The organism is Peribacillus sp. NPDC097895 (assembly GCF_050277555.1).
Lineage (GTDB): Bacteria > Bacillota > Bacilli > Bacillales > DSM-1321 > Peribacillus.
Genome location: NZ_JBNNSH010000001.1, coordinates 1023458 through 1047180, shown reverse-complemented (window position 1 = coordinate 1047180; position 23723 = coordinate 1023458). Strand labels below are relative to the sequence as shown.

Sequence of the window (23723 nt, the reverse complement as noted above, 5' to 3'; positions counted from 1 at the left end):
CCCGAACAAAAGCAGAGTTTATTTTACAAACTCAGCATCTGCTTTCCATTCTTCTTTTATTTCAACACCCATATCTTTTGCTGCTTTTTCATTGATGACCAACTTCAGTTTTTGTGGATATTGAACTGCGATATCTCCAGGCTTTTTGCCATCCTTCAAGATTTCAACCGCTTTTTGCCCCGCTTCATAACCAATATCATAGTAACTGAAGCCATATGCTGCAAAACCACCAGCTTTCACGGAATCAAGCTCACCAACAAACAATGGGATATCTTTATCATTTGCCACCGAAATGACCGATTCTAATGCGGAAACAACGGTATTATCAGTAATGATATAGAAAGCATCGGCTTTTCCGATTAATGATTCCGTTGCCTGTTTAACCTCGGCTGAAGTGGAGACGGATGCTTCCACGACTTTCAATCCCGCTTTTTTCGCTTCCGCTTTCACGTTTTTTATTTGGACGACGGAATTTTGCTCCCCTGTATTATAAACGGTTCCAACGGTCTTGGCGCCAAGTTCTTCTGCTAGGAATTTCATTGATTTGGCAATGGCTTCAGGATGGGAATCCGTCGTACCCGTCACATTTCCGCCTGGCTTATCCAAAGATGTAACAAGCTCCGCCGCTACAGGATCGGTAACCGATGTAAAAACGATTGGTATATCCTTTGTCGCATTCAAAGCGCTTAGAGCACTAGGAGTAGAATTGGCAAAGATTAGATCCACTTTATCCCCAACAAAGTTATTGGCGATCGTTTGACTGTTATTTTGATCACCCTGTGCAACTTGAAGATCATACTTGGCATCGATGTCACTGTCCTTCAATGCTGCCTGGAATCCTTCATAAGCCTGATCCAGCGAATCATGCTGAACGATTTGTGTTACCCCAATATTGAAGGTATCCTTTTTACTTTCATCCTTCGCCGTATCTTTTTCCTTGTCATTTCCACACCCAGCCAGTAGTAACCCTGCAACCAATGTCATCGCTGCAGTCGAATATAATTTCTTTTTCATATTTTCCCCCCGCTTTTTTCTTATTTTTGATAGGTCTTTTTAACGACACCAACTTTTTGGTTTTATGTCCTAAATTATAATCGTTTAGTCCCAATTATTCCAATATATTTTTTTACTTTTTAGAATTTTTCGAGTTCTTTTATAAAAAACATCAAAAAAGCTGCTGTGAAAGGAATGTTTACTTTTCACAGCAGCTTAATGAAATATCAATGTTCGACTACTTGGGTAACAATTTCGGTAACTGTCGCACGATCGATTTTTTCTTTGCCTTCTTTTAAGGCCTTCAATGTTGCTTTTGCCAATTCCAAGGGTATTTTACAGAATTGGATGATCTCTTTCGTTTCGATCTCTTCAATATACGCATCAGCTAAAGCAAGATTATGTTCCGTATGGGCAAGCATTTCATCGAAACCCCATCCATCCGGATAAAAGTTTACACCGCGTTCTGCATCTTCCTCACGGTTACGCAGGATATTGACCGTTTGGAGTCCACGGCCAAATGCGATGGCAAGTTCACGGTCCGTTTCCGTTCCATCGTACCAGTTCCACATATCAGACAGCATGACTCCAACCAAACCCGCAACATAATAAGTGTAATCATCGAGTTCTTCTTCATTATGAATTTGCCAGTCCTTTGTAACCCATTTTGCCATGCCTTCGGCCATTTCCCTCGTGGACTCCAATACTTTCGCTTTTGCACCAGGAGGACAATATTGAATCCAGTCCGGTAGAAGCAGGGTCACTTCCGGCAAATCATTCTTATATGGTTCAAATAACGATTGACATTCCCCTTCACTAAAATCAGTCAAAAGCAACTCACTAAGAGCCTGTAACAGGGAAACCTTGGTATCGGCAGGAATACCGGGGTGATCCTCTATCTCATCGATAGCGCGCATGCAAAGGTATGCTGCCCCGATGGCCTCCTGTAATCCCTTTGGAAGGTAGCTGATTGGAATGAAAAAAGTCCTGCTTGTTTTTAAGAGAAAATCCATTGCTTTATTATGTAGGTTACTTTGGTCAGTCATAGGTTACACTCCTTTAAATATCCAATGAACAATTGATTCATTATATCAAACATTCGCTTTGATTTCAGCTTCCTATTCCTCTGCATATAAAGGAACTCTTATCGCCATTAAATCTTCTGCCATGATTGTGTTTGCGAAGATCGCTTTGCTTTCCTCTTTTAATCTCTCAGAATCCTCGACAGTATACCGTGAGCTGATATGTGTAAGGATTAGATGCTTAGCTCCCGCTTTCAAAGCCGTTTCAGCAGCCTGAACGGTGGTCGAATGATAATAGGCAGATGCCATTTCAGCTTCTGCTGCTGAAAATGTAGCTTCATGAACAAGATAATCTGCAGATTCAGCAAGGATGAGGGCATTACTGCAAACTCTTGTATCACCAAGAATCGTAATGATCCGACCTTTTTGAGGAGCACCGAGATAATCTTTCCCGTTTAAGACACGGCCATCATCGAGGCAAACATTTTGTCCATTTTTCAATGCTTTAAAAAGCGGACCCGGCTTCACACCTTCAGACAGCAGCCGGTCAACCAACAGGCTTCCTGGACGTTCTTTCTCCACAATCCGGTAGCCGACACTATAAATGCCATGATCAAGCGACATGGCCGTAACTGTGAATTGTTCGTCCTCGAACACGATGCCTTCCTCTATTTCGATGATTTCCAATGGATATTTTAAATGAGTGCCACTCACCTGTAAGCTTGTATTAATATAAGCATCAATGCCTTTTGGACCATATACCGTCAGTTTATCCACTCCACCCTGAAAGGATCTGCTGCTTAATAAACCAGGGAGTCCGAAGATGTGATCACCATGTAAATGAGTGATGAAAATCTTTTCTATCTTCCGAGGTTTGACTGCCGTTTTTAAAATTTGATGCTGTGTTGCTTCACCACAATCGAATAACCAAACCGTCCCTCGTTCTTCCAATAATTGAAGTGCGATTGACGTCACATTACGCGCTTTAGCCGGAACACCAGCCCCTGTACCCAATAAAACAAAATCCACTCATCCTACCTCCGTTGCAAATACGTTATAATTTAACTATAGCATAACCAAGGGCACTCTTTCATATATGACCTATTAAAATAGGATCCACTTTATACTTTTCATGAAAAATGAGAAAAAATGCGCAAATTGTTTGCTTTGAGGGAAAGCTAACCGTAAAATTAGTAGTTGGTACACATACGGGAATTCCAACTTTAGAGACAGAATTAACGGAAAGTTGAGGTTTTAACATGACAGATAACAATAAACCCACAGCATTAATCATGATTTTTGGTGCGACCGGAGATTTAGCGAAAAGGAAATTGTTTCCTTCCATATATCGACTATTTCAAAAAGAAAAAATCAATAAATTCGCCGTTGTTGGCGTAGCGAGGAGACCTTTAACGAACGAGGAGTTTCAAAAAAGTGTCAAAGACTCCATACTTACGTTCGGACATGCGGAAGAAAAGGTCGACGAATTCATTTCCCATTTCCATTATCACTCCCATGACGTATCGAGCTCAGAATCATACCTGCAATTAAAAGACATTGCAGAAAAATTAGATGGCCAATATCAATTGGAAGGAAACCGGATCTTCTATTTGGCGATGGCACCTGAGTTTTTCGGAACGATTGCCGAACAGATAAAAGCTCAAGGCCTGACTGATACGAATGGTTATAAGCGCCTTGTCATAGAAAAGCCATTTGGACACAGTTTTGAAACAGCTCAAAAATTGAATGAGCAGATCCGAACTGCATTCGCCGAAGATGAAATCTACCGAATCGATCATTATTTAGGTAAAGAAATGGTTCAAAATATTGAAGTCATACGTTTTTCAAATGCCCTATTCGAGCCACTATGGAACAACAGATACATATCAAACATCCAGGTTACTTCAAGCGAAACACTTGGCGTTGAAGAACGTGGGCGTTATTATGAAACCAGCGGTGCCCTTAGGGATATGGTCCAAAACCATCTATTGCAAATGGTTGCCTTGCTTGCCATGGAGCCTCCGATCGCGTTGACAACGGAGGAGATTCGTAGCGAAAAAGTGCGGGCATTGCGTTCACTACGGCCAATGAAAGTGGACGAAGTCAATCAATACTTCGTCCGCGGCCAATATGGTGAAGGAACAATAGATGGTCAAACTCTTCCGGCATACCGCGATGAACATAACGTGAATCCGGAGTCCAACACTGAAACCTATGTTGCGGGTAAATTGATGATTGATAACTTCCGCTGGGCCGGTGTACCTTTTTATATCCGGACTGGTAAGCGAATGGATGTCAAATCTACCAATATCGTTGTCCAATTCAAAGATATCCCAATGAACCTGTATTATAAAACGGAAGAAACCTTGAACCCGAATCTTCTCGTTATCCATATCCAACCTGACGAAGGTATCACACTTTACTTAAATGTCAAGAAATCCGGGACGACATCCAATACTAAGCCCATGAAGCTGACAGTCTCGAACAAAGGGATCGAGCACATCAATTCTCCGGAGGCATATGAAAAGCTATTGTTTGACAGTATGCGCGGAGATGCTACAAACTTCACCCACTGGGACGAGGTTGCCCTCTCATGGAAGTTTGTCGACACCATTTCCAATGCATGGGAAAATACTAAAGAAGAGTCTTTCCCTAACTATGATGCAGGATCCACAGGTCCACTTGCATCCGATGAACTTTTGGCAGAAGATGGACATATATGGTGGCAAATCAAGAAAAACGAAAATAGTGATAATTGATTAAACAAAGAAGGGATGCAGATTTGAATCTGCATCCCTTCTTCATTCATGAAACACCCTTCCTGACTAATCTTCTCCTGATAAAATGAAACATTTCCTTGGGCTTGGACATTACTCCATCCGTTTCTGAATTTAGCCAAAATGAAACACCACATTCTAAGGCAATAAAAAATAAAAAAATGGATACAGCCAACCAGATGATGAACATAAGTCATCCGCTCCTTCTCTCTTTCTGCCTACTGTATTCTACGGTCCGCTCATCTCTTTCAACGTTTATATTCCTTTTTCCGCAGGTGTTTAAACCTAAAAGCCATGGATGAATGACATACATCATACTATATTTTCCATATAAAAGGAAAATGAATTGGCACTATTTACAACTAGTTCATTTTTACCATTTTTAACCTTTCAATCTCTTCATGGATAAAGAATGGTAAAGCCTGGCTGAGGTTACACTAGAAAAGGTGCTGGTGACGGCACCACTAACTTCGATGTGGAGGGATTAAACGATGGACATTCGTGAAGGATTAATTCCAACAGCGTTGGGCACAGCCGTAACAGCTGCGGGTTATGCAATGAAGCAGACCCGGGGCTCAAACAAAATGGTAGCTAATACGGTTTTTGGTTTCGGTTTGGCACATGTTGTATTAGGGGTCATTGACCTCGTAGAGCATCGGAGATAGTAAAAAAGAGGGCGCATTGGAGCGCCCTCTCAGTTTGTAGACAAAAGGATTTCGGAATGATCTCCTTTCCGAAACCTTTTAATTTTTTATTGAATATGAGGCAGTTATAGAGAATAGTTGATTATATTTCCAAAAATCGTATTGCTCTAAAATGTAGTCCTGACTCAACTAAGTAGCTCCACAGTAAATCCGCCTGGACTTAAACATAGCATGTCCATCTATGAGCCTTTTGGGCAGTTTCACATCAAATCCATCATCCTTCAAAAAAGTAGATTCAGAAATCAATAAATGGAAAGAAGTTCTCTGGCTTTAGATTGATGTTAAGACCTCGGTTATTGACCGAATTGTACATTAAAAATAACCTAATTTACTATTAAGGATGCCCTTATATGCAAAACGGGCTCTTATCCTTATTCAGAAAATGCGCCCGTTTGCTAACAGAATCAATAAACTTATATTAACTTGTATTCTGAATCATAAACCTACAGTTTCCAAAGACTACGTTCTCTCCTTCCAAAGCTTCATTGGATTTTCTTGCCCTTCATCTAATGGCATTTGTATCATCGAAAGTGAGCGTTCTGCTTTTGTTTTTTGTAAATCTTCATATATAATTTTAGATTTACCTAATCCCACTTCAACCGCATTCTCAACTGAAGCACAATAAAAAACCTTTTCGATTCCAGCAAGGTACATTGCCGTTAGACACATCGGACAAGGCTCCCCACTTGCATACATAGTATAGCCTGATAGGTCATTCGTCTGTAAATGCTCTTGCGCGCGTCGGATAGCCAGTAATTCCGCATGTCCACTAACATCATAAGTTTTATGCAACTCATTAACACCTTCAGCTACAACATTGTTATTCTTCACAAGTACTGCACCAAAAGGTTGTCCACCCTCACGAACATTTTCTACCGCCAGTTCTACTGCTCGTTCCATGAATTTATCCATTTCAAACCTCCATTAATGATTAAAATAAATACTGTTAATGTAATTATAAGACATTCACAATGGCCTTTCCGAATAGTTGTTCCCCTAAACGATAGACTTAATAATAAGCAAGAGGTACTCATTTTTTCTCATTATAAAAAACATTAAGATAATTCACTTTAAAAATATTTACTTGTATTTAAATTATCTTTACTATATTGGAATCCTTTCCTTCCAAGTACTGCAAAACCAATTACTTTATTCAAAAAATCTCCCCTTAAAAAATACACCTCCAATTGTTAGACTATTGTCTAACAATTAGGGTGCAGTTCACTTTTAAGCCGGCTTGCTATTTATTTTTCCATCCATTCGGTGTGGAATGTTCCTTCTTTATCAATGCGTTGATACGTATGGGCACCAAAATAATCACGTTGAGCTTGAATTAGGTTAGCTGGCAGCGTTTCTGTACGATAGCTGTCGAAATAAGCAAGTGCTGATGACAAGCAAGGAACCGGAATTCCGTTCATCACTGCAGTTGATACCACTTCACGTAAAGCTCCTTGGTAGCTTTCAACGATCCCTTGGAAATAAGGATCAAGAAGCAGGTTATTCAAGTTCGCTTCACGATCGTATGCTTCCTTGATTTTTTGTAGGAATTGTGCACGAATGATACAGCCGCCACGGAAAATCATTGCGATTTCACCATATTGCAAGTTCCAGTCATTTTCTTCGGATGCTGCCTTCATTTGTGCAAAGCCTTGTGCATAGGAACAGATCTTGCTCATATAAAGTGCTTTACGGATACTTTCAATCAAAGCCTTTTTATCTCCAGTAAATGATTCGGCTTTTGGACCGCGAAGGATTTTACTCGCTTCAACACGCTCTTCCTTGATTGCTGAAATAAAGCGGGCAAATACGGATTCCGTAATGATTGGAAGTGGAACACCAAGATCAAGCGCACTTTGGCTTGTCCATTTTCCCGTTCCTTTTTGGCCAGCTTTATCTAAGATGACATCGACCATCGGCTTGCCAGTTTCTTCATCATATTTTTTGAAAATATCAGCAGTAATTTCAATTAGATAGCTATCAAGTTCCCCATTATTCCATTCCGTAAAGACTTCATGGAATTCTTCAGCAGATAGTCCAAGAAGATTCTTTAAAAGGAAATAAGATTCGGAAATCAACTGCATGTCACCGTATTCAATACCATTATGTACCATTTTCACATAATGACCTGCTCCATCCGGTCCGATATACGTACAGCAAGCATCACCATCGACTTTAGCTGAAATATCCTTCAAGATCGGTGCAACAAGTTCATATGCTTCTTTTTGGCCTCCAGGCATGATGGACGGACCCGTTAGAGCTCCTTCTTCCCCACCTGAGACGCCTGTACCGATGAAATGGATGCCCAACTGGCTTAACTCCTCATTGCGGCGCTGAGTGTCCTTGAAGAACGTATTCCCTCCATCAATCACGATATCGCCTTTTTCAAGCAACGGTTTTAATTGCTCGATTGTTGCATCTGTTGCAGCACCTGCTTTAACCATCAATAAAATTTTGCGTGGTGTTTCCAGAGAATTGACGAATTCTTCAAGCGTATAAGTGGCATTTACGTTTTTGCCATCCGCTTCCTTCATCATTTCGTCAGTTTTTGCCCCAGAGCGATTATAGACGGAAATGGAATATCCTCTGCTTTCAATATTAAATGCAAGATTCTTACCCATTACGGCAAGTCCGATAACACCAATCTGTTGTTTTGTCATGATCATCTTTCCCTTCTCTATATCTTTACACAGCTATTCTTTGTCAAAAGAAGGATCGTTTCTCCTAGATTGCTCAAAGAAATCTTTACTGAAGCTAGTGTCTGTTCCAATCGAACGGTTCTTCAAGGGTAATCCCTTTTTAATAATATTTTCTCCGTACTTATTTTGCAAGTGTTCCATCGCTTCATACAGTGGTTCTTTTTCTGCATCCTCTTGAAAGGAGAAAATATCCAGTTGTTTGAAGGCCGAATCTTTCTCGATGACATCATAGGCAGTTACACCAAGAAGCCTGATTCCATCCCCATTCCAATTTTTCAAGAATAGATCGGTAGCTCCATTCAAAATATCCTTTTTTTCAAAAACAGGATTTGGAACCGTCCTGCTTCTTGTAATTGTGCGGCGGTCTTTGTAACGGATCGTCACACCTATTTTTTGGCCAAGCAGCCGCTTATTTTTCAATCTGAAAGCAACCTTCTCTGAAAGCTTTTCCAATACACCAATCAGTTCTTTTTGATTGGTGGAGTCATGTGGAAGAGTTGTCGAGTTCCCAATGCTTTTATGATCAAAAATCGATTCTGGATCTACAACCCTGGGGTCAATTCCATTGGCCCTATCTTTCAAGCGGATGCCATTGATCCCAAGTAATTGTTTCAGCTGGCTCTCATGTGCATGTGCAAGGTCCCTGATCGTCATTATGCCGATTGTATGAAGTTTTTCCGAAGTCTTATCGCCGATTCCATGCATTTCAGCCACTCGTAAAGGCCAGAGCTTCTGATAAATATCTCTTTTCCTTAATACGGTGATTCCCATTGGCTTTTTCATATCAGAAGCAGTTTTGGCCAAAAATTTATTAGGGGCGATCCCTATGCTGCAAGGGAGATCCATCGTATTAAAAATTCTTTCCTGAATGCTTTTGGCTATTTCTAAAGGTGAACCCAATTCGGCGCATTCACTGATATCCAGATACCCTTCATCGATTGAAACGGGTTCAACCATCTCTGTATATTGCCTCAAAACATCGAAAATTGCCAGTGATGCCTTTCGATAACGCTCGAAATTCGGTTTCTGAATGACTAATTGAGGACATAGTTTTTTCGCCTGCCAAATCGGCATGGTCGTTTTAACCCCGAACTTCCTTGCCTCATAGCTGCAAGTGACAATGATACCTCTTCTCTCTTCTACATTCCCTGCAATGGCAAGCGGTTTACCTTTCAATGAAGCATCATACGACATTTCCACTGAAGCATAGAAACTATTCATGTCTACATGGAGAATGACCCTGCCATTTTTGGGATACATGTCCTTCATGTGTGAGCGTCACATCCTTGTAAAAATAAAAACCGCCGGATAAAAGGGTCCAAAAAATATTAGATACCCATTTATCTTTGGTAACCACCGTAAAGAAGCTTATACTCCAAGAAAAACAGCCATCATGTTATTGATGACTGTACATTTATTCCTGCAATACTTGAACGCATTCTAGAGATACGAGTTTTTGCGGATCAATGATAGAAATCAAACGGCTGCCCACATGGCAACCCCTGCCTATATCCAGTTTTTTTGATTGCCTAATAAGTCTATCCGTTAAATCAAGTATTTCACGGGCCTGTACAACAAGTCACAGCGAGAAGGTAAATTATTCCCCGGATACTTCCTTAATGATGCTGACAACCATTTCACCAAGCTTCGTTAATTCTTCAACTGGAATTCTTTCATTCGTAGTATGGATATCTTCATAGCCCACTGCAAGATTGACAGTAGGAATTCCAAAACCGGCAATGACATTCGCATCGCTACCGCCTCCGCTTTTAACCAACTCGCATGGACGACCGATTTTCTCTGCAGCCTTTCTTGCAACTTCGACAACATGATCACCAGCTCCATATTTAAAACCAGGATACATGACGTTAACTTCAACTTCAGCACGTCCACCCATTTCAATGGCTGCAGTCTCGAATGCTTCTTTCATTTTCGCTACCTGTATTTCCATTTTTTCAGGAATTAAGGATCTTGCTTCAGCAAGGATTTCAACATGGTCACAAACAATATTGGTTTGCTGTCCGCCCTGGAAACGTCCGATGTTGGCTGTCGTTTCTTCATCGATTCGGCCTAATGGCATTCTAGAGATGGCTTTGGCAGCAATCGTAATCGCCGAAACTCCTTTTTCAGGAGCAACACCAGCATGAGCCGTCTTGCCTAAAATAGTCGCAGAAACTTTCGCCTGAGTAGGTGCAGCAACCACCACATTGCCCACTTTTCCATCACTGTCAAGTGCAAAACCGAATTTAGCCGTTACAAGGGAGCGGTCCAATGCTTTTGCCCCAACCAATCCAGATTCTTCACCAACTGTTATGATGAATTCGATTGTTCCATGCTCGATATTCTGTTCTTCCAACACTTTAAGCGTCTCTAACATGACCGCTAATCCAGCTTTGTCATCCGCCCCTAAAATGGTCGTTCCGTCCGACACTATGTATCCATCTTTGATGGAAGGCTTGATTCCATTACCAGGGACAACCGTGTCCATGTGGGAGGTGAAATAAATGGTATCTACGCCTTCTTTCGTTCCTTTCAAAGTACATATTAAATTTCCTGCACCATGACCGGTAACTGCTGTTGTATCATCTTCAAAAACCTCTACACCTAGTGCCTTGAATTTTTCTTTAAGCACTTTGGCGATGGCAGCTTCATTTTTCGTCTCGGAATCGATCTGTACCAATTCCATAAATTCACTAACTAAACGTTCTTCATTAATCATAAAATAAAACCTCCAAAAAAGTTTTCCTCTTTAATTATACTGCTAAAAGCGGCGCCCCGGCAAATAATGTGAAACTGAAGAGCACCCCCGTTAAATAGAATGATGGCTATTCGCCATCCAAACATTCGTTTAAAAATGATGAACCAATGCGTTAGATTTCCTTCAAGAATGATAAGTCTCCGTATAGCAAAGGGCCCAAAACAACTGTTTTGGGCCCTTGCAATCGTATCACAACGGAATATTGCCGTGCTTTTTCCATGGACGCTTTTCTTTTTTGTTGCGAAGCATTTCCAGAGATTGAATGATCTTAATCCTAGTTTCACGAGGATCAATGACATCATCCACCATTCCAAGACTTGCAGCTACATACGGATTAGCGAACTTCTCACGGTATTCTTCAATTTTAGCTTCACGAGTCGCTTCCGGGTCTTCACTATTTTGAATTTCACGGGCAAAAATGATATTTGCCGCTCCTGCTGAACCCATTACCGCGATTTCGGCATTTGGCCATGCAAACGTAAGGTCAGCACCGATGGATTTACTATTAAGGGCCACGTAAGCACCTCCGTAGGCTTTACGAAGAATGATCGTCAATTTTGGCACTGTTGCTTCCGAATAAGCATATAACAGCTTTGCCCCATGGCGGATAATCCCGCCATGCTCTTGCTTGACGCCTGGAAAGAACCCTGAAACATCTTCAAACGTAATTAACGGAATGTTAAATGAGTCACAGAAACGAATAAAACGGGCAGCCTTGTCGGATGAATCAATATCCAGCCCCCCTGCCAATACTTTTGGCTGGTTACAGACAAGTCCAACTGATTTCCCTTTGATCCGCGCTAATCCTACAACTATATTTTTTGCAAAGCCCTCTTGGACTTCCATGAATGAATCCTCATCGACAATTTGCTCCAATACTTTCCTAACATCATATGGCCGGATCCCTTCATAAGGGACAACATCCGTCAAGTCCGGACGATAGTCATCTCCATCGTCCGCTTCCAGAACCGGCGGCTTCTCTTCATTATTTTGCGGCAGATAGCTCAGGAGACGCCTGACGTCTGCCAATACTTGTTCTTCAGATGCTCCCTTGAAATGTGCATTACCGCTAATAGTATTATGTACAGTCGCTCCACCCAATCCTTCAGATGAAATCTTTTCTCCTGTAACCGTTTCAATGACTTTCGGTCCTGTGATGAACATTTGACTTGTTTTTTCAACCATGAAGACAAAGTCCGTTATGGCTGGGGAATATACGGCTCCACCTGCACAAGGTCCCATGATAACGGATATTTGCGGGATGACCCCTGAATATATAGAGTTCCGATAAAATATTTGACCATAGCCGTCTAGAGAAACCACACCTTCTTGAATACGTGCTCCACCAGAATCGTTCAATCCTATGAAGGGGGCTCCGTTTTCCGCTGCCAAATCCATAACATTGGCAATTTTCAGAGCATGCATTTCCCCTAAAGCACCGCCAAATACAGTAAAGTCCTGTGAAAAGAGATAAATGTCACGGCCGTTTACTTTTCCGTAACCAGTGACAACCCCTTCTCCTGGTCCTTCTTCCTTTTCCATGCCGAAATTGGTGTTACGGTGCTTGATAAAAGGATTCAGTTCAATGAAAGTTCCCGGATCAACCAAGAGTTCGATTCTTTCCCTTGCCGTAAGCTTCCCTTTTTCATGCTGCTTATCGATTCTTGCTTCACCGCCGCCCATTTCCACTTTACGGCGTCTGTCATATAAGTCATTGATCGTTTCATAAATGTCTGTCATTTCTGCTCCTCCTTTAATTCAGCTCGTTCACAAAGCTCATATAAAACACCCGCAGTAGACTTGGGATGAACGAAAGCAACATCAGCATGATGCGCTCCCTTTCTCGATGAATCATCAATCATGCGTATTCCGGATTCTTTAATTTCTTTAATTCGATCTTCGATATCATCGACGCCAAGTGCAACATGATGGATGCCCTCCCCGCGTTTTTCAATGAATTTAGCGATCGGGCTCTCCGGTGATAACGCTTCCAATAACTCCAAACGGGTATTGCCTGCCAAGATGAAGGCCACTTTTACTCCTTGGCTCTCCACTGTCTCAATTCCCTCGAGTTCCAACTTCAGCGTTTCCGTGTAAAGCGGCAAGGTTTCATCTAGTGACTTAACGGCAATACCGATATGATCAATATTTTTTATCATCTTTTAAACCCCCATGTTATGTATGCTTGAATGATTCTATTAAAATACTTCTATTCTTGCATGAAAGCCTTTAAGATTCGAAATAATATGAACATTATACTTTTACTTGTTTCTACTAAATGTTCAAGTTAAAATGAAATCAATTAATCTGTTTTGAGGGAGAGAGCATATGGGAAATAAAAAAATAAGAAAAATCGTTGTGTATTTAATGCTTATCTCAATGTTATTAACGACCCTATTATCAGGTATCGCATTTCTTTTGTAATAGATATCACAATGGGGAGGGGAGCAAAAAGCTTCCCTCTTTTTATTTTATCGCTCCGTTTTTCTTTGCCAAGGTTTTAAAATCCTCTTTCGAAATGGTGATTAACACCTTTGTACCGATAGGGACTTTTTCGTACAAACGCTCTACATCGGATTTATGCATCCGTACACAGCCATTTGAAATGAATTTCCCCACTGACCACGGCTGATTCGTTCCATGTATTCCATAAATCCTGCCATCGGTATTTCGTGCGTCAAATCCAATCCACCTTGATCCCAAAGGGTTCCTGGGATCGCCGCCCGGAATATTCTTTTTTCGATAATAGGGATTGACCGCTTTGACCTTGACCGTAAAAATCCCTTCTGGTGTCAATTCCTGACTCTTGCCGGTACCGACAGGCAGAATCTCCTTGACCTCGTTATCATCAATGAAAGCCAATTTATTGTTGGCTTTATTGATGATGATAAAAGGATCGCCAGGCTTAACCGAATGAGCTTGAGCTTGTACGTGTAGAGGCAACAAAGATAGTATAAGCATTAAAGTAAGGATCCATTTCATTCGTATCAATTCCTTTACTTTTTTGCTTAGTTTAAGCCAAGTGCCTCTTTTTCATTCGATTATTGACTTGCTTAGGCAATCCTTTGAAGGAATGCTTTAACAATAAATAGCGTTCCATTTCCTTCATGAGCTGCAGTAATGCAGCCCTTGATTCAAACTCCTCCCGTGTATGCGGAAGTGCCATTCCCCTAAAAAACAGCTCCATTTTTTCAAGCTTTTTCAGATAAAGAATGGCCGTATTTTGAGGATGGACGTTTTCTGCCAGATCTTCTATAAATTCAGCCAATATCCCGCTTTGCTTGACGACCAACGGAATATTTGTGACGAGAGGAAGAATTCGCTCAATTATTTCAAATTGCTTTTCACGCATTTTGAAATAATGGTAATACAGGTCTTCTTCCCTTAAAAAATGATTTTCCACGTCCCTGAAAGCAAGGCTTTTGGCTTGATTAAGAAGATTGGCCGTTTCAGTAATTTCCTTTCCATCCCATGTGTGATCGTTATCCCTTAAATAGCGGACAATTCCCATCAAGATCACACTAAAGTTAGTTTCGATACTTTCCTGATAGGCAAGCAATTTTTTATCAACGCTGGGCATGTACAGATTCATCACCAACGCCACTCCAACCCCAACGGCAATTAATATCGTTTCATTGAGCAGCAGAGCGAAAGTGATGTCACCCGCCCCATATAGATGCATGATGATTACACTGCTTGTTACGATCCCCTCATTAATCTTCAAGGCAACTGTCGTCGGAATGAAAATCAAGAGGATCAATCCTATTATCAGCGGATGGAACGCGATGAACTGAAACAATAGGGATGCATAGGCCATTGCGATCAAACAAGCTAAAAACCGGTGCCAGGAGGCATACACCGACTTCTTTTTTGTAACTTGAATGCATAAAATCGTTATGATTCCCGCAGCCGAAAAATATTCCAGGTTAAGCATTTGTGCAATAATAATTGCCAAGGTAGCCCCCAAAGCAGTTTTAATCGTTCTATATCCGATTTTAAACATTGTTATGTATCACCCGGCTCTTTCACTATCTATTATAATACTATCAGGATTTCAAATATTTTTACAGACCTTTGTTCATGAATTTTCTTATTTTTCAGCATTAATTCACTGAAAGTTACATTATATGAATAAAATAAAAAAAGGTAACTAATACGTTACCTTTTTTCATTATTATATAGTATATGCCTCGGCTTATAAAACTTTTTCCAAGAAGTCTTTTGCACGCTGGCTTTTCGGGTTGGAAAAGAATTCTTCCGGAGCACTTTCCTCAACGAGCAGGCCCTCGTCCAAGAATAGTACACGATCTGCCACTTCTTTAGCGAATCCCATTTCGTGCGTTACGATCAACATGGTCATCCCTGTATGTGCCAGTGACTTCATGACTTCTAGTACTTCTTTTACCATCTCGGGGTCAAGCGCTGAAGTGGGCTCATCGAACAGCATGACTTCCGGATTCATTGCCAATGCCCGTGCAATGGCGACCCTTTGTTTTTGCCCGCCTGATAGACGGTTTGGATAAGACGATTCTTTATCGGCCAAACCGACTTTAGTCAAGAGCTCACGAGCTTGCTTCACTGCCTCGGCCTTTGATAATTTTTTCACCTTCATGGGTGCATATGTCAGATTCTCCAGCACGGTTTTATGAGGAAATAAATGAAAATGTTGAAATACCATTCCGACATTTTCACGCACTTTCATGATGTTCGTCTTTTTTTCAGTGATCATTTGATCTTTAAACCAAATTTGACCATCAGTTGGAGTTTCCAGCAGATTGATGCAACGCAGGAAAGTTGACTTTCCCGAACCGGATGGACCGATAATGGCTAACACTTCACCCTGTCCTATCTCGGTGCTGATTCCTTTTAAAACCTCTAGCTTACCATAATTTTTTTTGAGTTCATCAATTTTAATCACTGCGTCTCATTCTCCTTTCAATCACTTTGCCCAAGATGGTAAGAACCATAACCATCACATAATAAATGAGACCGGCAAATAAAATCGGCTCGAAGAATTTATATGTCTCACCGCCAACAATATACGAACGGCGCATGATATCCCCCAATCCAATAATTGTGACGACGGCTGATTCCTTCGTTAAGGAAATCAATTCGTTCACAAGGGACGGCAGGATATTCTTGATAGCCTGCGGAAGGATGATATTGAGCATCATCCCTGAATAGGGAACCCCAAGCGCAAGCGCTGCCTCACGTTGTCCTTTATCGACCGCTAAAATCCCTCCCCTGATAATCTCAGAGATGTATGCAGCAGAGTTCAGCCCGAATGCTAAAAATGCGGCTTGGAATGCTTCGATTTGAATCCCCAATATTTGCGGCGAACCAAAATAAATCAGCATTAATTGCAGTACTAAAGGGGTACCGCGGAAAATGGAAGTATAAAAGTCAGCAATCCAATTCAATGGCTTAATTCTGCTGATTTTAAGTATAGATAAAAATATTCCCAAAACAAAACCGATTACAGCCGCAACCGCTACAACCTTTAATGTAGTCGGTATTCCCTCCAGGATATATGGTAGGGAGGGCATAATCCTTTCAAATTCCAAATTCACTCCATTCATCCTCTCTTATGAAGGCCGTTATCCTAGGCCTTCCTGCTTCATTTTACACACAATAAAGCGCGGAAAAACGCTCAGAAGGCCTATTAAAACACTTCTGAACGCTTTTCATCTCTCTGTATTATTTAGATTCGCTGCCACCGAACCATTTTAGAATTAATTTTTCCATTTCACCATTTTCTAACATTTTTTTCAATTCGGCATTGAATTCATCAGTTAACTTGCTTCCTTTTTGGAAAGCGATTGCCGAACCGGCATCTTCTTCACCAGATTTGATTAAATAGCCAACCAAATCTTTATTGTCTTTTAAATAGCCTTTTGCCACGGTATCTTCCATGATCACGGCGTCAAAACGTCCTGTAGACATTTCTTGAACAACCTCAGGAATACGATTCCGTTTTTCAATTTTCATCCCGATATCTTCGCTTTTATTCAAGTCATTTGCCAATGTTTCTTGTATGGATGCTAGCTGTACGCCTACCGTTTTCCCTTTTAAATCTTCAACAGTTTTAATTTTACTGTCTTGTGTCGTAATGATCATGTTTTTAGCTGTATAGTAAATATCACTGAAATCAACGGATTGCTCACGTTTTTCTGTAGGTGTCATTCCAGAGATAACAAAATCGACGGATTTGTTTTCTAGCGCCGGAACAAGACTATTAAAGTCGATGTCCTTCACTTGAACCTCATATCCTAATTTTTTACCGATTGCCTTAGCAATATCAATGTCGAATCCTTTAATTTCATCGCTTTTAGATGTTTCAACAAATTCAAATGGCGGATAATCCGCAGATGTTCCCATTACAAGGACCTTTTTGTCTTTGTCTTCATTGCCAGCTGTGTTTTTATCTTCTTTCTCTGATGTACCGCATGCCGCTAAAATACCTACTAATAAAACAGAAGTAAGCAACAATGCTAACTGCTTTTTCAACTTCATTATTATTCCTCCAAAATGATATTTTCGATTCTCTTGTTATTAAATTTGATCTTGGTTAAAATATCAATTAATTTGAATAACTAATATTCATACACTAATGTGTATTTTAACACACTCTAATAATTATTCAATAACGTAAATAATAGATTCACTTTTCAGAATATTAACATAGTTTCATTTTGAGACTCGCACGTTCACTTCAAAGCGAATTTATATGGTTTCCTTATCTTTCTTCTTTCCTAAACGTCCCTTATTTATGCAAATTGTTGAATAAAAAAAACCCGCCTATTGGACGGGTTTTTTAGCTAATAGCAAAATGACTTATACTTCTTCGCAATATTGATCGAAGTAGTTTTGCAACTTTTCAACTACGGACATCGGGTGATGCCCTTCAATCTCATGGCGTTCTATCATCGTGATGATTTTGCCATCCTTCAGCAAGGCAAATGATGGAGATGAGGGGGGATATCCTTCGAAATAATCACGAGCTTTCTCCGTTGCCTCTTTATCTTGCCCTGCAAAAACCGTTACAAGCTGATCTGGGCGTTTATCATTATGAATCGCATGAGCCGCTGCAGGTCTAGCGATTCCTCCGGCGCAGCCACAAACGGAGTTGACCATTACAAGTGTGGTTCCTTTTTGTGCAAATACTTCTTCTACTTCCTCAGGAGTAGTTAATTCTGTATATCCAGCAGTCTTAATTTCATCGCGAGCTTGTTTGACTACGTCGTTCATTAAAAAATTAAAATCCATATTCATGGTTTGTGCTCCTTCCAAGTTTTCTCTTCAATCCTATCATAACAATTGCCCCATCGTGATTCAATAAATTTACCTGCTAATTCTGCATAAAGGTCTCCAAACAAGTTTAAAACGAGATGGATGGGGGAATCAAATATGTATCAACAAGAAGACTTCACTTCATAATGAAGGATGGGCCATGCGTGAGAAGCATGCCCCATCCTTTTCTTTTTTAATCTGTCTTAAACGTATCCTTAAAAGATTGAAAGACCTGCTTAACAGCAGCAGTGACCGTTTTATTCCCTGACATCACTTGATTCTCGAGTATAGGGAGCAGTCCTTTGACGGTTTCATTTTTATAGAACATCGCTTTAAGCTGGTGATCCATTAACGAATACAGCCATTCCTTGGATTGCATTCTTCTCCGTTCTTGGAAAACACCCGATTCCTTGGTCATAACGGAAAATTCATTTAATGCATCCCAAAGTTCAGGAATTCCTTTACCGGTTATGGCAGAGCAAGTATAGGCCTTTCCCGCCCATCCCTTTGTTGCTGGCTGAAGGAAGTGCAAGATTCTGCTATATTCGGACTTTGTCCGAATCGCAAGCGGAATATTCTCGCCATCCGCTTTATTGACCACAACTCCGTCAACAAGTTCCATGATCCCTTTTTTCATTCCCTGTAATTCATCCCCTGCACCCGTTAGGACAAGGAGCATGAAGAAGTCGACCATGCTTCTCACGATTGCTTCGCTCTGACCGACACCAACAGTTTCAATCAGAATGACATCAAATCCTGCCGCTTCACAAAGCAACATCGTTTCCCTTGTTTTGCGATGAACCCCTCCTAAAGTACCTTCGGATGGCGAGGGTCTGATGAAGGCATTTGGATTTCTCGCCAACTCTTCCATCCTCGTCTTATCGCCCAGTATACTTCCCCCATTGATCGAAGAGCTTGGATCGACCGCAAGTACTGCAACCTTATGGCCCCTGTCACATAAGTAGGTTCCAAACGTCTCGATAAACGTACTTTTTCCGGCACCTGGCACTCCGGAAATCCCGATTCGAATCGAATCCCCGGTATGGGGAAGGATGGAGTGCAACAATTCCTGCGCAGGATCAAAGTGGTGTGGAGCATTGCTTTCAAGCAGTGTAATTCCTTTAGCAAGCCTGGCCCTATCCCCTTTTATGATTCCTTCTTTAAGTTCTTGGATCGGTATGGTTACATTTTGTTTTTTGACGAATTTACTTTTTGAAGTTTTGTTATGGCTGGCTTCTATTTCCACACCTGGCTTTAATGATGAAGCAAAACCTTCCTGATTGTTAAGATCGACCCATTCCGGCTTCTTGTCTTCACTCATTATTGGGCCACTTCCTCATAACCGAGGCGATTGTATATTTCCTGAAGCACTTTTTTCGCTGCCTGCGGAATGACCGTACCTGGTCCAAAAATGGCGGAAGCGCCATTTTCCATCAAGTAATCATAATCCTGTGCAGGGATGACACCGCCGACGATAACTATAATGTCTTCACGGCCCAATTTTTTCAATTCCGCCATAAGCTGCGGCAACAATGTTTTATGGCCTGCAGCAAGTGAACTCATGCCGACTACATGCACATCATTTTCCACGGCCTGTAAGGCAGTTTCCTCTGGTGTTTGGAATAATGGACCGATATCGACATCATAGCCTAAATCTGCAAACCCCGTTCCTACTACTTTAGCTCCACGATCATGACCGTCCTGACCCATTTTAGCCATTAACAAACGGGGTCTTCTTCCTTCATTTTCAAGGAACTCTTCCGTCATTCGGACGACTTCCTCGATTTCTGCTTCTTTAGAGTATGCGGAGCTATACACTCCGCTGATAGAACGGATCGTTGCTTTGTGACGACCAGCCACCTCCTCGATTGCATCAGAGATTTCCCCTAGTGACGCCCGTACTCTAGCAGCCTGTACAGCCAACTCAAGCAGGTTACCCTCACCTGCTCTAGCAGCCATGGATAGCGCCTGAAGGGCTTCATCCACCTTTGTCTGATCACGTTTCGCTTTTAATTCGCTCAACCGCTTAAGCTGGCTCTCACGAACTGCGGTATTATCAATTTCCAGTATTTCAATCGGATCTTCTTTTTTCAAACGATATTTATTGACGCCGACGATCGTTTCCTCTTGAGAATCGATTTTAGCCTGACGTTTTGCTGCCGCTTCCTCGATTCGCATTTTAGGAAGACCGGTTTCAATTGCCTTTGCCATCCCTCCAAGACCCTCGATTTCTTCTATGTGAGCCCAAGCGCGTTCTATTAGTTCATTCGTGAGCGATTCTACATAGTATGATCCAGCCCATGGATCGATGACCTTTGTAATTCCCGTTTCCTCCTGCAAATAAAGCTGCGTGTTACGGGCAATGCGGGCCGAGAAATCAGTTGGCAGTGCAATCGCCTCATCCAGTGCGTTCGTATGCAGGGATTGTGTATGCCCAAGTGCCGCAGCATGCGCTTCAATCAAGGTTCGTGCGACATTGTTAAACGGATCCTGCTCGGAGAGGCTCCAGCCTGAGGTTTGGGAATGAGTCCTTAATGCCATCGCTTTCTTATTTTTCGGTTCGAATTGTTTCATCAGTTTTGACCAAATGAAACGAGCTGCCCTCATCTTCGCCACTTCCATGAAATAGTTCAATCCTACAGCCCAGAAGAATGACAGTCGTGGTGCAAACTTATCGATATCAATGCCGGCTTTCATGCCTGTACGTGCATACTCAAGACCATCAGCCAACGTATAGGCTAGTTCAATATCCGCCGGTGCACCCGCTTCTTGCAGATGATAACCGGAGATGGAAATGGAATTGAATTTGGGCATGTACTTGGATGTATACTCGAAAATATCTGCTATGATTTTCATGGACATTTCTGGCGGATAGATATACGTATTCCGAACCATATATTCCTTTAAGATATCATTTTGAATCGTCCCTGAAAGCTTATCCTGTGTAACGCCTTGCTCTTCAGCTGTCACGATATAAAATGCCAGAATGGGTAATACTGCACCATTCATCGTCATTGACACTGACATTTGATCTAGCGGGATTCCGTCGAACAGGATCTTCATGTCAAGGATGGAATCAATGGCAACTCCCGCTTTTCCCACATCACCGACAACGCGCGGGTGATCGGAGTCATAACCACGGTGTGTAGCTAAATCAAAGGCAACCGAAAGCCCCTTCTGCCCCATCGCCAAGTTACGTCTGTAAAACGCATTGGATTCCTCAGCAGTCGAAAAACCTGCATACTGACGTACCGTCCAAGGACGATTGACATACATCGAAGGATAGGGGCCTCTTGTAAACGGAGCGATGCCTGGTACACTTTCCATATGTTCCAATGCGTGATTATCTTCTTTAACGTAAAGCGGTTTGATTTTGATTTGTTCATTCGTTTCAAATAGGAGATCATCAATATTAAGCCCAACAGACTTGGCAGCTTCTTTTTTCCATGCTTCTACCGTCCCTTTAGTCTCAGCCTTGGCAGGATTAATAGTAGAAAAATTCGGTTTTTTCATTTCAGTTCACCCCTAGCTCATGCAATAGCTCTCTTAAAATGGCTATAGCATTCGTTTTAACATGAATAGAATCTTTGACACCGGCCTCACTTAGCGTCATTTCCAGTTCTTCTTGTTGCTTGCCAGCAATATAAATGTTGATTGCAGGAAATTTCTTTTTAATTTCTTTGATGATGTTCGCCGCTAATTCGGAGTAGTCTTCATCACTTCCACAAACACAATAGATGGGAAGATTGGTCGTAGCAACAAAATCGACTGCTTCAGTAATCGATTGACACCCTTTACTTCCTACTGTTTCAATGCCACCTGCCGCAACCAGCCCCTTAACAAAATCCGCGCGAGGTTTATAGGATTTAAGGTCTTTCAAATTAATCATTCCGATGGTCGGAGCCGTTCCATCATTTTTTTTATATGTTTCACTACGCTGTCTTATCTGTTCAAACTGAACCGATACCCGCTCCAAGATAATGGGCGTAATATCGACCGGCTTCACCACTTTCATATATGACACACCGTTATCCTGTGGTTGAGTTTTAATCTTATCCGATGGATTCGGATACACATTCGTTCCGATGATACTTTCTTTTCTAAATGCCGCATTAAGGACTCTTCCTTGGTAAACTTCAGCTATTTCTTTCTGGAGGATGCCCTGCTTGACCAGTTCGATGATCCCTCCTGCTTCATCGATTTCAAGGAATTTCGCCCAAGCCTTTTCAGCCAATTCATCCGTTAATTGCTCAACATACCATGAACCGCCTGCAGGATCGACAACCGACGTGATATTTGTTTCTTCTTTTAAAACCAGGTGAGTGTTGCGGGCAATTCTTTCTGAAAAATCATCAGATTCACCACTTGCGTGATTAAATGGATGAATTTGAAGATATTGAATGCCTCCAATGACGGCAGCGAATGCCTGGTTGGTGGTCCGAAGAATGTTGACGTGTTGATCATATAGCGTTTCAGTCAATTCGGATGTAACGGCATGAATGGCCATTTTAAAATAGTCCGGAGCTGTATCAAAGGCTTCAGCTAGACTGGCCCATAGCCTCCTGGCCGCCCGCAATTTAGCGATTGACATGAAGTAGTTGGAATCCACTGCAAAAGAAAATACGATTCTTTCGGAAACTTCAGTAATTGAGAGTCCTTGTTTTTGCCCTTCCAATATATATTGGACGGCAGCCGATAATCCGTAGGCGATTTCTTGTACGGCGTTAGCTCCTCCATTATGGTATACAGATGTATTAATCATGATGGTCTTTAAATCTGGACCTACCTTTTGATAATCTTGAATCGTTTTCAACCACTCTGCAAAATATTGGTCCGTATCTTCAGGTAGGTGACCGCAAATGAGCCATTCTGCAATCGGATCTTCTGCAACTACTCCTGTCAATTGGACATTCTGTGATTCTGCAACGGCTTTAAATTGCGGGAATAAACCTTTTTGTTTTCCTTTAAGGTCAATGAAAATCGGGATTTCCTTTAATGGGATATCCTTAAGCAATTTTTCAACCCTTGCTCCCTCAGCAAGCAATCGCGCAGGGTATGCCACGACATTTTGACCGCGCTTGAATGACGCACGCATTTTATCATTTGCCTCTTCAGCTGTGATACCGCTTACAGGTTGGACGACAAGCCAAGGCTTTTCATAATAACCCGCTGGAGACGTACCGCGCGTGAAAGGAAAGAATCCTGGCAATTCCGCTGCAATGTTTTTCGAATCTGTATTTTCTGTATAGAGCGGATATAGAGTAATGTCCTCATATGTATTCGTTTTTAATTTTTCTACACTTTTACCTTTTAAACTGACTTCCACAGCTTCTTTCCACTCTTCATAAGAAGGCTTAGGAAAGGTAATGTTTTTTACATCTTTCAGTTCCATCTGTAATCGCTTTCTTATCATCTGACGTTTAAAACGACCTACCCATTCTTGGGAGAACGAACGCTCAGTCAGTTTAGATAAGAAAACCACC

21 protein-coding genes are annotated in these 23723 nt (G+C 41.5%); 3 read left to right on the top strand and 18 right to left on the bottom strand.

Features of this window, described 5'->3' with window-relative positions:
• Positions 1 to 18: 18 nt before the first annotated feature.
• The 3 genes from ACQKMH_RS04980 to rnz all read right to left on the bottom strand — a co-directional run bounded on the left by ACQKMH_RS04980 (position 19) and on the right by rnz (position 3044).
• Entirely contained in the window at positions 19 to 1014 is a 996-nt protein-coding gene (locus ACQKMH_RS04980; protein ID WP_427586340.1) for an ABC transporter substrate binding protein, read from the bottom strand.
• Between the two features lie 206 nt (positions 1015 to 1220).
• Entirely contained in the window at positions 1221 to 2039 is an 819-nt protein-coding gene (locus ACQKMH_RS04975; RefSeq protein WP_427586339.1) for a squalene/phytoene synthase family protein, read from the bottom strand.
• A gap of 72 nt (positions 2040 to 2111) precedes the next feature.
• Entirely contained in the window at positions 2112 to 3044 is a 933-nt protein-coding gene (gene rnz / locus ACQKMH_RS04970) for a ribonuclease Z (protein WP_427586338.1), read from the bottom strand.
• A 230-nt stretch (positions 3045 to 3274) separates the two neighbouring features.
• Between rnz and zwf the strand changes: the two genes are divergently transcribed.
• Positions 3275 to 4774 (top strand): glucose-6-phosphate dehydrogenase, encoded by a 1500-nt coding sequence (gene zwf, locus ACQKMH_RS04965; protein ID WP_427586336.1) that lies wholly within the window; start codon positions 3275 to 3277, stop codon positions 4772 to 4774.
• A gap of 509 nt (positions 4775 to 5283) precedes the next feature.
• Complete coding sequence (locus ACQKMH_RS04960) at positions 5284 to 5457, top strand: hypothetical protein (RefSeq protein WP_034308217.1); 174 nt, start codon at positions 5284 to 5286, stop codon at positions 5455 to 5457.
• 498 nt (positions 5458 to 5955) lie between these two features.
• Here the strand turns inward: ACQKMH_RS04960 and ACQKMH_RS04955 are convergent, their stop codons facing one another.
• The 6 genes from ACQKMH_RS04955 to mce all read right to left on the bottom strand — a co-directional run bounded on the left by ACQKMH_RS04955 (position 5956) and on the right by mce (position 13109).
• Positions 5956 to 6408, bottom strand: coding sequence for a nucleoside deaminase (locus ACQKMH_RS04955; RefSeq protein WP_342602236.1), 453 nt, complete (start codon positions 6406 to 6408; stop codon positions 5956 to 5958).
• Between the two features lie 332 nt (positions 6409 to 6740).
• Positions 6741 to 8153: an NADP-dependent phosphogluconate dehydrogenase gene (gene gndA, locus ACQKMH_RS04950; RefSeq protein ID WP_427586335.1), complete on the bottom strand. Its 1413-nt coding sequence runs from the start codon at positions 8151 to 8153 to the stop codon at positions 6741 to 6743.
• A gap of 33 nt (positions 8154 to 8186) precedes the next feature.
• Positions 8187 to 9461: a DNA polymerase IV gene (locus tag ACQKMH_RS04945; protein ID WP_427586334.1), complete on the bottom strand. Its 1275-nt coding sequence runs from the start codon at positions 9459 to 9461 to the stop codon at positions 8187 to 8189.
• Between the two features lie 328 nt (positions 9462 to 9789).
• Positions 9790 to 10911, bottom strand: a complete 1122-nt coding sequence (locus tag ACQKMH_RS04940) for a tripeptidase T (RefSeq protein ID WP_427586333.1) — start codon at positions 10909 to 10911, stop codon at positions 9790 to 9792.
• 228 nt (positions 10912 to 11139) lie between these two features.
• Positions 11140 to 12690, bottom strand: a complete 1551-nt coding sequence (locus ACQKMH_RS04935) for an acyl-CoA carboxylase subunit beta (protein ID WP_427586332.1) — start codon at positions 12688 to 12690, stop codon at positions 11140 to 11142.
• A complete protein-coding gene (mce, locus tag ACQKMH_RS04930) occupies positions 12687 to 13109 on the bottom strand; it encodes a methylmalonyl-CoA epimerase (protein ID WP_427586331.1) in 423 nt (140 codons plus the stop codon). The genes ACQKMH_RS04935 and mce overlap by 4 nt, the downstream gene beginning before the upstream one ends.
• A 169-nt stretch (positions 13110 to 13278) precedes the next feature.
• Between mce and prli42 the strand changes: the two genes are divergently transcribed.
• Entirely contained in the window at positions 13279 to 13374 is a 96-nt protein-coding gene (gene prli42, locus ACQKMH_RS04925) for a stressosome-associated protein Prli42 (protein ID WP_155727341.1), read from the top strand.
• A gap of 42 nt (positions 13375 to 13416) precedes the next feature.
• Here the strand turns inward: prli42 and ACQKMH_RS04920 are convergent, their stop codons facing one another.
• From ACQKMH_RS04920 to ACQKMH_RS04880, 9 genes are all read right to left on the bottom strand, one after another.
• Positions 13417 to 13932 (bottom strand): L,D-transpeptidase, encoded by a 516-nt coding sequence (locus ACQKMH_RS04920; RefSeq protein ID WP_427586330.1) that lies wholly within the window; start codon positions 13930 to 13932, stop codon positions 13417 to 13419.
• A gap of 31 nt (positions 13933 to 13963) precedes the next feature.
• A complete protein-coding gene (locus ACQKMH_RS04915; protein ID WP_427586329.1) occupies positions 13964 to 14953 on the bottom strand; it encodes an aromatic acid exporter family protein in 990 nt (329 codons plus the stop codon).
• 192 nt (positions 14954 to 15145) lie between these two features.
• The gene (locus ACQKMH_RS04910; protein WP_427586328.1) at positions 15146 to 15868 is read right to left on the bottom strand and encodes an amino acid ABC transporter ATP-binding protein; all 723 of its coding nucleotides are present in this window, start codon (positions 15866 to 15868) and stop codon (positions 15146 to 15148) included.
• Positions 15861 to 16520: an amino acid ABC transporter permease gene (locus tag ACQKMH_RS04905; protein WP_427586327.1), complete on the bottom strand. Its 660-nt coding sequence runs from the start codon at positions 16518 to 16520 to the stop codon at positions 15861 to 15863. The genes ACQKMH_RS04910 and ACQKMH_RS04905 overlap by 8 nt, the downstream gene beginning before the upstream one ends.
• Before the next feature lie 127 nt (positions 16521 to 16647).
• The gene (locus tag ACQKMH_RS04900) at positions 16648 to 17457 is read right to left on the bottom strand and encodes a transporter substrate-binding domain-containing protein (RefSeq protein WP_427587511.1); all 810 of its coding nucleotides are present in this window, start codon (positions 17455 to 17457) and stop codon (positions 16648 to 16650) included.
• Between the two features lie 327 nt (positions 17458 to 17784).
• The gene (locus ACQKMH_RS04895) at positions 17785 to 18222 is read right to left on the bottom strand and encodes a BrxA/BrxB family bacilliredoxin (protein ID WP_214743789.1); all 438 of its coding nucleotides are present in this window, start codon (positions 18220 to 18222) and stop codon (positions 17785 to 17787) included.
• Between the two features lie 211 nt (positions 18223 to 18433).
• Entirely contained in the window at positions 18434 to 19561 is a 1128-nt protein-coding gene (meaB, locus tag ACQKMH_RS04890; protein ID WP_427586326.1) for a methylmalonyl Co-A mutase-associated GTPase MeaB, read from the bottom strand.
• Positions 19561 to 21753 (bottom strand): methylmalonyl-CoA mutase, encoded by a 2193-nt coding sequence (gene scpA, locus ACQKMH_RS04885; RefSeq protein ID WP_427586325.1) that lies wholly within the window; start codon positions 21751 to 21753, stop codon positions 19561 to 19563. Before scpA ends, meaB begins: the two co-directional genes overlap by 1 nt.
• A 1-nt stretch (position 21754) precedes the next feature.
• Positions 21755 to 23722, bottom strand: coding sequence for a methylmalonyl-CoA mutase family protein (locus ACQKMH_RS04880; protein ID WP_427586324.1), 1968 nt, complete (start codon positions 23720 to 23722; stop codon positions 21755 to 21757).
• Between the last annotated feature and the right edge of the window lies 1 nt (position 23723).